Below are 13,112 nucleotides of genomic sequence, written 5' to 3'. Positions count from 1 at the left end.
TGTAGTGATTATCAAGTTATCGGCTTATTAGTACCGGTCAGCTCCGACAGTCTTTAGTCCTGTCTTCCACATCCGGCCTATCAACCCAGTCGTCTGGCTGGGAGCCTCTCCCCCGAAGGGATGGAAATCTCATCTCGAAGCCGGCTTCCCGCTTAGATGCTTTCAGCGGTTATCCGTTCCGAACGTAGCTAATCAGCGGTGCTCCTGGCGGAACAACTGACACACCAGAGGTTCGTCCATCCCGGTCCTCTCGTACTAGGGATAGATCTTCTCAAATTTCCTGCGCGCGCAGCGGATAGGGACCGAACTGTCTCACGACGTTCTAAACCCAGCTCGCGTACCGCTTTAATGGGCGAACAGCCCAACCCTTGGGACCTACTCCAGCCCCAGGATGCGACGAGCCGACATCGAGGTGCCAAACCATGCCGTCGATATGGACTCTTGGGCAAGATCAGCCTGTTATCCCCGAGGTACCTTTTATCCGTTGAGCGACAGCGCTTCCACAAGCCACTGCCGGATCACTAGTCCCGACTTTCGTCCCTGCTCGACTTGTCAGTCTCACAGTCAAGCTCCCTTGTGCACTTACACTCGACACCTGATTGCCAACCAGGTTGAGGGAACCTTTGGGCGCCTCCGTTACTCTTTAGGAGGCAACCGCCCCAGTTAAACTACCCATCAGGCACTGTCCCTGAACCCGATTAGGGTCCGAAGTTAGATATCCAGAGTGACCAGAGTGGTATTTCAACAATGACTCCACGAACACTAGCGTGCCCGCTTCACAGTCTCCCACCTATCCTACACAAGCCACACCGAACACCAATACCAAACTATAGTAAAGGTCACGGGGTCTTTCCGTCCTGCTGCGCGTAACGAGCATCTTTACTCGTAATGCAATTTCGCCGAGTTCGCGGTTGAGACAGCTGGGAAGTCGTTACGCCATTCGTGCAGGTCGGAACTTACCCGACAAGGAATTTCGCTACCTTAGGATGGTTATAGTTACCACCGCCGTTTACTGGGGCTTAAATTCTCAGCTTCGCCTTGCGGCTAACCGTTCCTCTTAACCTTCCAGCACCGGGCAGGCGTCAGTCCGTATACATCGTCTTGCGACTTAGCACGGACCTGTGTTTTTAGTAAACAGTCGCTTCCCACTGGTCTCTGCGGCCATCGAACGCTCCCGGAGCAAGTCCGTTCACGCCTCAGGCCCCCCTTCTCCCGAAGTTACGGGGGCATTTTGCCGAGTTCCTTAACCACGATTCTCTCGATCTCCTTAGTATTCTCTACCTGACCACCTGAGTCGGTTTGGGGTACGGGCAGCTAGAACCTCGCGTCGATGCTTTTCTTGGCAGCATAGGATCACCGATTTCGACTTGCGTCTACCCATCAGATCTCAGGCTGTATGAACGACGGATTTGCCTATCGTTCGCCCTACATCCTTAGACCGGGACAACCATCGCCCGGCTCGGCTACCTTCCTGCGTCACACCTGTTAATACGCTAAACGCACCAGCACGGGTTCGTACGCTAGGCCCAACGCTTCACCCCGAAGGGATCCATCAAAGGGATTCAGATACTTAGCACTACTGGATTGTCTTGGGCGGTTCTTCGCCGGTACGGGAATATCAACCCGTTGTCCATCGACTACGCCTGTCGGCCTCGCCTTAGGTCCCGACTTACCCAGGGAAGATTAGCTTGACCCTGGAACCCTTGGTCTTCCGGAGGACGGGTTTCTCACCCGTCTTTCGCTACTCATGCCTGCATTCTCACTCGTGTGGCGTCCACGGCTGGTTCACACCGCCGCTTCACTCGCCACACGACGCTCTCCTACCCATCAACACGGCTGGACCACGAAGGCCTACCACTAATGTCAATGCCACAACTTCGGTGGCGTGCTTGAGCCCCGTTACATTGTCGGCGCGGAATCACTTGACCAGTGAGCTATTACGCACTCTTTCAAGGGTGGCTGCTTCTAAGCCAACCTCCTGGTTGTCTGTGCAACTCCACATCCTTTCCCACTTAGCACGCGCTTAGGGACCTTAGTTGGTGGTCTGGGTTGTTTCCCTCTCGACTATGAAGCTTATCCCCCACAGTCTCACTGCTGCGCTCTCACTTACCGGCATTCGGAGTTTGGCTGACGTCAGTAAGCTTTTGGGCCCCATCGGCCATCCAGTAGCTCTACCTCCGGCAAGAAACACGCAACGCTGCACCTAAATGCATTTCGGAGAGAACCAGCTATCACGAAGTTTGATTGGCCTTTCACCCCTATCCACAGCTCATCCCCTCCATTTTCAACTGAAGTGGGTTCGGTCCTCCACGACGTCTTACCGTCGCTTCAACCTGGCCATGGATAGATCACTTCGCTTCGGGTCTAGACCCTGCGACTGAATCGCCCTATTCGGACTCGCTTTCGCTACGGCTGCCCCACACGGGTTAACCTCGCCACAGAGCACTAACTCGCAGGCTCATTCTTCAAAAGGCACGCCGTCACCCCAACATGGGAGCTCCGACGGTTTGTAAGCAAACGGTTTCAGGTACTATTTCACTCCCCTCCCGGGGTACTTTTCACCTTTCCCTCACGGTACTTGTCCGCTATCGGTCATCTGGGAGTATTTAGGCTTATCAGGTGGTCCTGACAGATTCACACGGGATTTCTCGGGCCCCGTGCTACTTGGGATACTCTTCACGCCATAACACCATTTCGACTACGGGGCTCGCACCCGCTCTGGCCAGGCATTCAAACCTGTTCGTCTATGATGCGCTGTAACGTTCAGTGCTCGGCAGAACACAACGAAAAGTCCCACAACCCCGACCATGCAACCCCTGCCGGGTATCACACATGATTCGGTTTAGCCTCTTCCGCGTTCGCTCGCCACTACTGACGGAATCACTGTTGTTTTCTCTTCCTGTGGGTACTGAGATGTTTCACTTCCCCACGTTCCCTCTACCCGCCCTATATATTCAGGCGGGAGTCACCAGGTCGCCACAAGGGGCCTGGCGGGGTTTCCCCATTCGGAAATCCTCGGATCACAGCTCGTTTATCAGCTCCCCGAGGCTTATCGCAGATTACGACGTCCTTCTTCGGCTCCAGATGCCAAGGCATTCACCGTTTGCTCTTAAAAACTTGAAAATCACATGAGTTTAAGAAACCACAACTCGAAAAGTTGCAGATCCAATGATTGGCAAGAACACAACCCGAAGGCTGCTCCTTGCGAATCTTGTCGACCCGAACAACCCGCAAAGGCTGCCCGAGTCTAAGATGCTCGCGTCCACTGTGTAGTTCTCAAAATACGGGCGGTATCCCTCCCCCACACACCCAGGCGTGGAAAAAGGATCCAGGAGAGTCGAGATCCAGCCACTCCCCGAAGGAAGCAGCCGGCCCGGTCCCTCAGGACCCAACAGCGTGCATGTGCAGTAGCCCACCCGCTCATGCGTTCCCAACCCGAAGGCTGTACTGACACGAGACGAATCTCTTCCTGCACCCAGTTCAATGTTCCACCCATGAGCTACCAGCAAAGACATTCGCTTTGATCTGGCGCCTGGAACAACCTCTACGTTCAAGAACGCATGGTGTCCAGATGCTCCTTAGAAAGGAGGTGATCCAGCCGCACCTTCCGGTACGGCTACCTTGTTACGACTTAGTCCTAATCACCGATCCCACCTTCGACAGCTCCCTCCTTGCGGTTAGGCCACTGGCTTCGGGTGTTACCGACTTTCATGACTTGACGGGCGGTGTGTACAAGGCCCGGGAACGTATTCACCGCAGCGTTGCTGATCTGCGATTACTAGCGACTCCGACTTCATGAGGTCGAGTTGCAGACCTCAATCCGAACTGAGACCGGCTTTTTGGGATTCGCTCCACCTTACGGTATCGCAGCCCTTTGTACCGGCCATTGTAGCATGCGTGAAGCCCAAGACATAAGGGGCATGATGATTTGACGTCATCCCCACCTTCCTCCGAGTTGACCCCGGCAGTCTCCTATGAGTTCCCACCATGACGTGCTGGCAACATAGAACGAGGGTTGCGCTCGTTGCGGGACTTAACCCAACATCTCACGACACGAGCTGACGACAACCATGCACCACCTGTATACCGACCTTGCGGGGCAACCATTTCTGGAAGTTTCCGGTATATGTCAAGCCTTGGTAAGGTTCTTCGCGTTGCATCGAATTAATCCGCATGCTCCGCCGCTTGTGCGGGCCCCCGTCAATTCCTTTGAGTTTTAGCCTTGCGGCCGTACTCCCCAGGCGGGGAACTTAATGCGTTAGCTGCGACACGGAGACCGTGGAAAGGTCCCCACATCTAGTTCCCAACGTTTACGGCGTGGACTACCAGGGTATCTAATCCTGTTCGCTCCCCACGCTTTCGCTCCTCAGCGTCAGTAACGGCCCAGAGAACTGCCTTCGCCATCGGTGTTCCTCCTGATATCTGCGCATTCCACCGCTACACCAGGAATTCCATTCTCCCCTACCGCACTCTAGTCTGCCCGTACCCACTGCAGGCCCGAGGTTGAGCCTCGGGTTTTCACAGCAGACGCGACAAACCGCCTACGAGCTCTTTACGCCCAATAATTCCGGACAACGCTTGCACCCTACGTATTACCGCGGCTGCTGGCACGTAGTTAGCCGGTGCTTTTTCTGCAGGTACCGTCAAGCCGAAGCCCTTCTTCCCTACTAAAAGAGGTTTACAACCCGAAGGCCGTCATCCCCCACGCGGCGTTGCTGCATCAGGCTTTCGCCCATTGTGCAATATTCCCCACTGCTGCCTCCCGTAGGAGTCTGGGCCGTGTCTCAGTCCCAGTGTGGCCGGTCACCCTCTCAGGCCGGCTACCCGTCGTCGGCTTGGTGAGCCATTACCTCACCAACTACCTGATAGGCCGCGAGTCCATCCTTGACCGAAAAACTTTCCACCCGCACCCGATGCCGGGGCAGGTCGTATCCGGTATTAGACGCCGTTTCCAGCGCTTATCCCAGAGTCAAGGGCAGGTTACTCACGTGTTACTCACCCGTTCGCCACTAATCCACCCAGCAAGCTGGGCTTCATCGTTCGACTTGCATGTGTTAAGCACGCCGCCAGCGTTCGTCCTGAGCCAGGATCAAACTCTCCGTAAAAAAATTACGAACACCAACCCCGAAAGGAAGGCACTCAAGTTTGACCTCTAGCAAATAAGACATCATTACTGACATCAATTTCCAAAGGAACCCAACCGGATCACAAGACCCGGACGGGGTTATAAATTTGGCATTGAACATAGTGCACGCTGTTGAGTTCTCAAGAATCGGACACATCCCGCCTCCACACCTCAAGAGGTGCTTCACAACGGAAGTGATCGAAGATGTTGTACCGAGAGCCGGCCTGATTTAGGCGGGCCGTTCGATTTGTTCGTGTCGCCGAGACCGGGTAGGCTTATCAGAACCGAAGTCCCGATCGCCTCCGTGGCAACTCGACTAACTTAGCACATCCGCAGGCCGTGTCAAGTCGGCGTCTTCGTCATGCTCGGCGTCGGATCCGGAGATCGTCTCGCCGTCATCGTGCGCAGCCGAGGCCGTGCACCGAAGCCGAGGACCTGGGTCCCGCGGAGGCTTTGCATCTTACGCTCGCGGTCCGCCGCCATCAAGAGACGAATCTCTAACAGGCTTGGGAGCGAGGGGATGGTCATCGCTTGAGGGGGGCCGGCGGGTCACGATGCTCTGCATCCGACTCTCGCTGTCCGCTCCTTTGGGCTGACGAGGAGTTACATTACGTCGAGGTTTCGCGGCCCTGCAAATCGCTCGTCGCCCGGGCGTGTCGCGATCCGGGCTCCTCGCGGGGCGGATCGGACTCCCGTCAGGAGACGAAGGCGCCGGCGAAGCTCTTCTTGCCGCGGCGCAGCACGGCGATCCCGTCGATCAGCGGGAGGTCGCCGAGCACGGCGGCGTCGTCCGACACCGCGGTGTTGTTCACCGAGAGACCGCCCTGGCCGATCGCCCGGCGGGCCTCGCCGAGACTCGCGACGAGTCCGGCCTCCACGAAGGCCTGCACCACCGGGGTCGACGCGGTCGCCTCGACCGTCGTCACCGCCTGGAGCGCCCCCCGCAGGATCCCCGCGTCGATGCCCTCCAGCGACCCGCGACCGAAGAGCGCCGAGGAGGCCGCGATCACCGAGGCCGTCACCGCCTCCCCGTGCACGAGAGTGGTGACCTCGCTCGCGAGCGCGCGCTGCGCCTCCCGCTTGAACGGTGCTTCCACACTCGCCTGCTCGAGCCGCTCGATCTCGGTGCGCGGCAGGTAGGTGAAGGTCTTCAGCCGGGCCGCCACGTCGCGGTCGTCGGTGTTGAGCCAGAACTGGTAGAACGCGTACGGGCTGGTGAGCGACGGGTCGAGCCAGACGGCGTTGCCCTCGCTCTTGCCGAACTTCGTCCCGTCGGAGTTCATCACCAGCGGCGTCCCGATGGCGTGCACCGAGACCCCCTCCGTCCGGTGGATCAGATCGGTCCCGCTGGTGAGGTTGCCCCACTGGTCGCTGCCACCCGTCTGCAGGACGCAGCCGTACTGGCGGTAGAGCTCGAGGTAGTCCAGCCCCTGCAGGATCTGGTAGCTGAACTCGGTGTAGCTGATCCCCGCGTCGGAGTTCAGGCGCGCGCTGACCGCGTCCTTCTTGAGCATCGTGCCCACGCGGAAGTGCTTGCCGATCTCGCGGAGGAAGTCGATCGCCGACAGCGGCGCCGTCCAGTCGAGGTTGTTCACCAGCCGCAGCGGGTTCTCCCCCTCGGTCGAGAGGAACCGCGACACCTGCGCCTGCAGGCGGGACACCCACTCGACCACCGTCTCGCGGGAGTTGAGCGTCCGCTCGGCCGTCGGCCTGGGGTCCCCGATGAGTCCGGTGGATCCGCCGACGAGGCCGAGGGGCCGGTGCCCCGCGAGCTGGAGCCGGCGGAGCACGATCAACTGCACCAGGTTGCCCAGGTGCAGGCTCGGCGCGGTCGGGTCGAAGCCGCAGTAGTAGGTGATCGGGTCTCCGGCGAGGAGCTCGCGCAGCGCTGCCGCGTCGGTCGACACATGGATCGCGCCACGCCAGACGAGCTCGTCCCAGACGTTCTCGAACGAGGGATCGAGCGACGGGATGGTCGCGGATCCGCGGGAGTCCTGATCGGTCACCCGTCCAGGGTAGCGCGAGGCCGACGGCGCGCTCGGCGCGGGATCAAGTCCGGGAGCTTGATCTCGAGGCATCAAGCCCTGATACTTGATTGAGGAGGTCATCGTGTTCGTCATCACCGCCGATCAGCGCGACAGTCGTCACGACGACGACCGGGTCGAGCAGGCGATCACCGCTCTGCTCGAATCGGAGGCGTCGTCCTTCGTGCTCCCTCCCGAGCGCACCGCGGGCGACGAGTTCCAGTTCGTGCTCGACCGCGCCGAGGCCGTCGTGTCCGTGGTCCTCGCGCTCCACCGCTCCGGGCACTGGAGCATCGGCCTCGGCATCGGCGCGATCGAGCGGCCGCTGCCCCGGACCACCCGTGCCGCCCGCGGAGCGGCGTACTTCGCGGCGCGTCGCGCGGTCGAGGCGGCGAAGGGACGGGCGACCCGCTTCTCCCTCGACCCCGACTCCCCCGGCGCGGACCACGCCGGCGCCGACTCCCCCGAGGACGTTTTCCCCTCGGTCGGCGACGCCCAGGCTCTGTTCGATCCGCTGCTCCACCTCCGGGACTCGCGGACCCCGGCCGGCTGGGAGATCGTCGACCTCCTGGACGCGGGGCTCTCGCAGAAGGAGGCGGCCGAGCGTCTCGCCGTCTCCCCCCAGGCGGTCAGCCTCCGGGTGCGGACCGCGAGCGCGCGCGCCGACGGACCGGCACGGGACGCCCTCGCCCGGCTGCTGATGGTGGTCGACCGTACGCTCGACCCCGACGCGGCGGCGAGCGCCGACCCGTCGGCGCAGGGCTCCACTGAGACCAGCGCCCCTTCCGCTTCCGCACCCGCTTCCGAGAGGACACCCCGATGACGGCACTCCGCGCCGCACTGCCCGAGACCTTCGCCGTCGCCGCCCAGTCCGCCTCCTGGACCGGCGTGCTCCTGGTGCTCCTCGCCGGAGTCGCGGGCGCCGTCCTCGCGGTGCGCCTGCGCCGCCCCTCGCTCGGCTGGATCAGCATCGGCGCCACGGCCGCCGCCTTCCTGCTGACCGGCGTGGCCGGTGCCTCCGCTCCCCCGGCGCTCGCTCTCGCCGTCGTGGTGCTCGCCTTCGCACTCGCGGTCCTCGGCGGCGGGCCGGTGGTCCTGCTCACCCTCGATCTCGCGACCACCGACTCCCGCAGCGGCGCGCACGGCGGCATCATGATCGCCGCCGCTCAGCGCCCCGGCACCCCCGGGGTCGCTCCGTCCGCGATCGGCCAGCCGATCGAGGTGCTGCGCGGCGGCACCACCATCGGCGTGCTCGAGCGGATCGCCACCGCCGGCGCCCTGCTCAGCGGTCTGCCGGAGGGCGTCGCCGTGATCGTCGCCGTCAAGGGCGTCGGCCGCTTCAGCGAGCTGGCGTCCCCGGAGGCACGGGAGCGCTTCATCATCGGCACGCTCGCCAGCCTCGCCTGGTCCGCAGCGCTCGGGATCCTCGCGCGCCTCTACCTCGCGGGCTGACCGCCGCCCGACTCCGCGCGACGGCGGACGACCGCACGCCGGTACGGCGAGACCGTCGGGTCGCCGGAGATCGAGAACCGCCAGGGGAAGGCGTCGCCCCCTCCTTCGCCGGAGACCCCGGTGCGCGCGGACGCCTCGATCGCCACCGGCGCCTCGCGCGGCAGCAGCTCGAAGGCCGCCGACATCGGATCGCCCGACTCCGCGAGGGTCACCCCGAGCGCCTTCGCGAGCCGCGCCGGACCGCGGGCGAGGTCCCTCGGGCGGACCGGACCTCGGCGGAGCAGCGCGAGCTCCTCCCCCGCGACGATCTCGCCGGCGCGCAGCAGCACCGCCGACGCCGTGCCCGCCGGCGAGCAGACCAGGTTCACGCAGGTGTGCATGCCGTAGCTGAAGTACGCGTAGACCGTGCCCGGCTCGTCGAACATCGGCGCGTTCCGCGGCGACCGGCGCCGGTGCGCGTGCGATCCGGGGTCCTCGCCGAGTCCGAGGTACGCCTCGACCTCGGTCAGCCGGACGCCGACGACGCCCTCGTCGGTGCGGTGCAGCAGCACCGCTCCGAGCAGATCGGGAGCGACCTCGAGGGCCGAGCGCGACAGGTCGAGCGGCTCCGGCATCCCTAGAAGAAGCTCTGGCCCGAGACCACGGTGACGATGATCACCGCGATGATCACGACCCCCGCGACGACGACGAGGGTCCGCTGCTGCCACGGCGGCAGCGGCGGACGGCCGTCGTCGCCGGGCGGGCCTTGGAGCGTCACGACGCCTCCCCGCGGAGGGCGGACCGGACGACGCGCACGCGCTCGGTCAGCTGCGCAAGCTGCTCCGTCACCCGGTCGGGTGCGGTGCCGCCGACGCCGTCGCGGCTGGCGACCGAGCCCTCGATGCTGAGCACCGAGCGGACGTCGGGCGTCAGCAGGGGCGACACCGAGCGCAGCGCCTCGTCGTCGAGGTCCTCGAGACCGAGGCCCCGGGTCTCGGCGAGCTTGACCAGCTCGCCGGTGATCTCGTGCGCGTCGCGGAACGGCACGTGCTTCTTGACCAGCCACTCCGCGACGTCGGTCGCGAGCGAGAAGCCCTGCGGGGCGAGCTCGGCCATCCGGTCGGTGTGGAAGGTCAGCGTGGCGATCATCCCGCTGAACGCGGGGAGGAGCACCTCGAGCGTGGTCACCGAGTCGAAGACCGGCTCCTTGTCCTCCTGCAGGTCGCGGTTGTACGCGAGCGGGAGCGCCTTCAGCGTCGCGAGCAGGCCTGTCAGGTTGCCGAGCAGCCGACCCGCCTTGCCGCGCGCGAGCTCGGCGATGTCGGGGTTCTTCTTCTGCGGCATGATCGACGACCCGGTCGAGTAGCCGTCGTCGAGGGTGACGAAGGCGAACTCGCGCGTGTTCCAGAGGATGATCTCCTCCGCGATCCGCGAGACGTCGATGCCGATCATCGCGCTCACGAAGGCGAACTCGGCGACGAGGTCGCGGCTCGCGGTGCCGTCGATCGAGTTGGGCACGCTCGCGGCGAAGCCGAGCTCGCGCGCGACCGCCCCCGCGTCGAGTCCGAGGGTCGAGCCGGCGAGCGCACCGGAGCCGTACGGCGACACGTCGGCACGGACCGCCCAGTCGCGGAGGCGCTCGAGGTCGCGCAGCAGCGCCCAGGCGTGCGCGAGCAGGTGGTGCGCGAGCAGGACCGGCTGCGCGTGCTGCAGATGCGTGCGGCCCGGCATGATCGCTGCGGGGTGCGCCGACGCCTGCGCGGCGATCGCATCGATCAGCTGCACCACCAGCTCGGCGATGACCGCGGCGTGGTCGCGGAGGTACATCCGCACGAAGGTCGCGATCTGGTCGTTGCGCGAGCGCCCGGCGCGCAGCTTGCCGCCGAGCTCCGGGCCCGCCTCGAGCATCAGGCCGCGCTCGAGCGCTCCGTGCACGTCCTCGTCGGCGTCGTCCGCGGTGAAGCGGCCCTCGACCACCGCCGAGCGCAGGCGCTCGAGCGCGTCGAGCATCCCGGCCAGCTCGGCGTCGTCGAGGTAGCCGGCGGTCGCGAGGGCCCGGGCGTGCGCGCGGGAGCCGGCGATGTCGTACTCGGCGAGCTGCCAGTCGAAGTGCGTCGACTTCGAGAGCGCGGCCAGCTCGGGTGACGGGCCGCCGGCGAACCGGCCTCCCCAGAGCGCGCCGGCCTCGCCCGCGCGGGCGGAGGGTCGTTCCGTCATGGTTCTCCTCGGGGTCGGCTGTCGAGTCTACTGAGCGGCGTCGGGGGTGCCGGCGCGCTCGAGGAGCCAGACCAGCAGGGCCTTCTGGGCGTGCAGGCGGTTCTCCGCCTCATCCCAGATCACGCTCTGCGGCCCGTCGATGACCTCGGCGGTCACCTCGTAGCCGCGGTCGGCGGGCAGGCAGTGCAGGAAGAGCGCGTCGGAGGCGGCGGCCGCCATCGTGTCGGAGTCGACCCGGTAGTCGCGGAAGGTGGCGACCCGTGCGGCCTTCTCCTCCTCCTTGCCCATCGAGACCCAGGTGTCGGTGATCACGATGTCCGAGCCGGCGGCACCCGCGGCCGGGTCGGTCGTGGTGGTGGCCGAGCCGCCGGTGGTGGCCGCGATGCGCTGGGCGTCCGCGAGCACGGCCGGATCGGGAGCGTAGTCCGCGGGCGAGACGATCCGGACGTGCATCCCCGCCGTCGCGCCGGCCAGCAGGTAGGAGTGCGCCATGTTGCTCGCGCCGTCGCCGAAGAAGGTCAGCGTGAGCCCGGCGAGGCGACCGCGGTGCTCGCGGATCGTCAGCAGGTCGGCGAGCAGCTGGCAGGGGTGGAACTCGTCCGAGAGCGCGTTGACGACGGGGACGCGGGTGCCCGCCGCCATCTCCTCCAGCCCGGACTGCGCGTAGGTGCGCCAGACGATGGCCGCGACCTGGCGCTCGAGCACGCGCGCGGTGTCCGACGCGGTCTCCTTGCCGCCGAGCTGGCTGCTCGCGGTCGAGATGATCAGCGGGCTTCCGCCGAGATCGGCGATGCCGACGGCGAAGGACACCTGGGTGCGGGTGGAGGACTTGTCGAAGATGACCGCGACGGTCTGCGGGCCGGCGAGCGGGGTGCGCGAGAAGCGGTCGCGCTTGAGCTCGAGGGCGAGGTCGAGGATCTCGGCCTGCTCGGCGGGGGTGATGTCGTCGTCGCGGAGGAAGTGGCGGGTCACGGCTGCGGTTCGCTTTCGATCGGGGAAGGAGGTCGGGTCGTTCAGGCGTCGAGCGCCTGCACCGCGCGGCCGAAGCGGGCGACGAACTCGTCGACGTCGGCGGCGGTGATGATCAGGGGCGGCGCGATCCGGATGCTGGACTCGTTCGGCGCGTTGACGATGAGTCCCTCCGCCATCGCGGTGGCGGCGAGCCGGGCGGCGACGGGTTCGCTGAGCGCGATGCCGAGCAGAAGACCGGCGCCACGCACGCCGGCGATCAGCGGTGAGCCGAGGCCGAGCACGCCCCCGGTCAGCTGCGCGCCGCGCTCCCGGGCGTTCCGGAGCAGATCGGCGCGCTCGATCTCGCCGATCACCGCGCCGGCGACCGCGGTCGCGAGCGGGTTGCCGCCGAAGGTGCTGCCGTGGTGGCCCTTCTGCAGCAGCTCGGAGGCCGCGCCGAAGGTGACCAGGGCGCCGACCGGGAAGCCGCCGCCGAGGCCCTTGGCCAGGGTGATCGCGTCGGGCAGGATGCCGGCCCGCTGGTAGGCGAACCAGCTGCCGGTGCGGCCGATCCCGGTCTGGATCTCGTCGACGATCAGCAGGACACCGTGCTCGAGCGTGAGCTCGCGGGCACGCTTCAGGAAGCCGTCCGGCAGCGGGATGACGCCCGCCTCACCCTGGATCGGCTCGACGATCAGCGCGGCGACCGACTCGTCGATCGCGGCCTCGAGGGCCTCGACCGTCGCCTCGATGTGCTCGACTCCACCGGGCATCGGCTCGAACGGCGCGCGCATCGCGGCCTTGCCGGTCATCGCCAGGGCGCCCATCGTGCGCCCGTGGAAGGCGTTCTGCAGCGCCAGGATGCGGTGCCGGCCGCCGGCCCCGTGCAGGCGGGCGAGCTTGAAGGCCGCCTCGTTCGCCTCGGTGCCGGAGTTCGCGAAGTAGACGCGGCCCGCCTCGCCCGCGCCGGTGAGCTCGCGGAGCTTCTCGGCCAGCCGGATCTGCGGTGCGGTGGCGAAGTAGTTGGAGACGTGCGCGAGCGCGCCGGCCTGGGAGGTCACGGCCTCGACGAAGACCGGGTGCGCATGGCCGAGGGAGTTCACGGCGATCCCGCCGAGGAAGTCGAGGTACTCGCGGCCGTCGACGTCCCAGACCCGGCAGCCCTCACCGCGCTCGAGCACGGCGAGCGGGGCGGCGAAGGTCTGCATCATCGCGGCGGCGTAGCGGTCGCGCCCCTCGGCGGTGCGGTCGGAGGCGGCCTCCACGGCCGGTGCGGAGGAAGGCACTTCGGGCGCGGAGGCGCTGGTAGCGGTGTCGGTGGACATGTCGAGCCTTTCGAGCAGAAGCGGTCCGGCCGGGAGGGC

Annotated in this window: 8 protein-coding genes and 2 rRNA genes; 2 read left to right on the top strand and 8 right to left on the bottom strand. The window is 65.3% G+C overall.

Features of this window, described 5'->3' with window-relative positions:
- Window positions 1-7: 7 nt before the first annotated feature.
- The 3 genes from HRK28_RS13760 to tyrS form a co-directional block, all read right to left on the bottom strand.
- Window positions 8-3,123 (bottom strand): 23S ribosomal RNA (locus tag HRK28_RS13760).
- Window positions 3,124-3,582: 459 nt separating this feature from the next.
- Window positions 3,583-5,105 (bottom strand): 16S ribosomal RNA (locus HRK28_RS13755).
- Together the 16S and 23S rRNA genes form the textbook arrangement of a ribosomal RNA operon.
- A 715-nt stretch (window positions 5,106-5,820) precedes the next feature.
- On the bottom strand, window positions 5,821-7,131 hold the full coding sequence (tyrS, locus tag HRK28_RS13750; RefSeq protein WP_367948426.1) for a tyrosine--tRNA ligase: 1,311 nt from the start codon (window positions 7,129-7,131) through the stop codon (window positions 5,821-5,823).
- Between the two features lie 103 nt (window positions 7,132-7,234).
- Between tyrS and HRK28_RS13745 the strand changes: the two genes are divergently transcribed.
- Together HRK28_RS13745 and HRK28_RS13740 are read left to right on the top strand one after the other, a co-directional pair.
- Window positions 7,235-7,972 carry a DNA-binding protein gene (locus HRK28_RS13745; RefSeq protein WP_173251944.1) on the top strand — a complete coding sequence of 246 codons (738 nt, stop codon included), beginning with the start codon at window positions 7,235-7,237 and terminating at the stop codon, window positions 7,970-7,972.
- Window positions 7,969-8,601 carry a hypothetical protein gene (locus HRK28_RS13740; RefSeq protein WP_254304756.1) on the top strand — a complete coding sequence of 211 codons (633 nt, stop codon included), beginning with the start codon at window positions 7,969-7,971 and terminating at the stop codon, window positions 8,599-8,601. The genes HRK28_RS13745 and HRK28_RS13740 overlap by 4 nt, the downstream gene beginning before the upstream one ends.
- Here the strand turns inward: HRK28_RS13740 and HRK28_RS13735 are convergent.
- Genes HRK28_RS13735 through HRK28_RS13715 form a run of 5 tightly spaced genes read right to left on the bottom strand, consistent with a single transcriptional unit; the run spans window position 8,586 to window position 13,073 of the window.
- Window positions 8,586-9,215, bottom strand: coding sequence for a DNA-3-methyladenine glycosylase (locus HRK28_RS13735; protein WP_173251943.1), 630 nt, complete (start codon window positions 9,213-9,215; stop codon window positions 8,586-8,588). The genes HRK28_RS13740 and HRK28_RS13735 overlap by 16 nt on opposite strands.
- 2 nt (window positions 9,216-9,217) lie before the next feature.
- A complete protein-coding gene (locus tag HRK28_RS13730; RefSeq protein WP_159422422.1) occupies window positions 9,218-9,358 on the bottom strand; it encodes a hypothetical protein in 141 nt (46 codons plus the stop codon).
- Window positions 9,355-10,797, bottom strand: a complete 1,443-nt coding sequence (gene argH / locus HRK28_RS13725; protein ID WP_173251942.1) for an argininosuccinate lyase — start codon at window positions 10,795-10,797, stop codon at window positions 9,355-9,357. Before argH ends, HRK28_RS13730 begins: the two co-directional genes overlap by 4 nt.
- Before the next feature lie 27 nt (window positions 10,798-10,824).
- Complete coding sequence (argF, locus tag HRK28_RS13720) at window positions 10,825-11,769, bottom strand: ornithine carbamoyltransferase (RefSeq protein WP_173251941.1); 945 nt, start codon at window positions 11,767-11,769, stop codon at window positions 10,825-10,827.
- 41 nt (window positions 11,770-11,810) lie between these two features.
- Window positions 11,811-13,073 carry an acetylornithine transaminase gene (locus tag HRK28_RS13715; RefSeq protein WP_173251940.1) on the bottom strand — a complete coding sequence of 421 codons (1,263 nt, stop codon included), beginning with the start codon at window positions 13,071-13,073 and terminating at the stop codon, window positions 11,811-11,813.
- Between the last annotated feature and the right edge of the window lie 39 nt (window positions 13,074-13,112).

This window comes from Rathayibacter sp. VKM Ac-2835 (assembly GCF_013266705.1).
GTDB lineage: Bacteria > Actinomycetota > Actinomycetes > Actinomycetales > Microbacteriaceae > Rathayibacter.
Note: the sequence above shows the minus strand (reverse complement) of the source record. Positions and strands in the feature narration are given on the sequence as shown.

Excerpts from the sequence above, each read along its gene's own strand:
- HRK28_RS13740 (WP_254304756.1), top strand. The coding sequence starts at position 7,969 with ATGACGGCACTCCGCGCCGCACTGCCCGAGACCTTCGCCGTCGCCGCC.
- HRK28_RS13735 (WP_173251943.1), bottom strand. The coding sequence starts at position 9,215 with ATGCCGGAGCCGCTCGACCTGTCGCGCTCGGCCCTCGAGGTCGCTCCC.
- argH (WP_173251942.1), bottom strand. The coding sequence starts at position 10,797 with ATGACGGAACGACCCTCCGCCCGCGCGGGCGAGGCCGGCGCGCTCTGG.
- HRK28_RS13715 (WP_173251940.1), bottom strand. The coding sequence starts at position 13,073 with ATGTCCACCGACACCGCTACCAGCGCCTCCGCGCCCGAAGTGCCTTCC.